General features: G+C 40.0%; 1 protein-coding gene. It reads right to left on the reverse strand.

Annotation, left to right across the window (positions count from 1 at the left end):
* A partial coding sequence (locus AAEY62_RS22905) for a hypothetical protein (RefSeq protein ID WP_350636725.1) occupies positions 1–265 on the reverse strand: 265 nt, incomplete at both ends.

Here is a 265-nt window from a genome sequence, read left to right on the forward strand (position 1 = left end):
TCTAAAGACTGTGTTTGGCTAAAACGATAGTTAAAAAAGTCTGTGCGGTAATCACGCGTTTTTTCAACAAAATAGCCGCCACCCGCGATTTCAACTTCGGCGTTCTCAAAGTAAAAAACTTTATTAATATTAACGCCCCAGTTTTCAACATCGTCTTCTAGCTCAACAAATCGATACAAATAAGGGTTGCCACCTAAGCTACCATTATAAAAAGTACGTTGATATTCGCCATCGGCGTACTCATCACGCACCGTTACTTCAAGCT

The sequence above is a fragment of the Pseudoalteromonas sp. GW168-MNA-CIBAN-0100 genome (genome assembly GCF_040309225.1).
GTDB classification, from domain to species: domain Bacteria; phylum Pseudomonadota; class Gammaproteobacteria; order Enterobacterales; family Alteromonadaceae; genus Pseudoalteromonas; species Pseudoalteromonas arctica.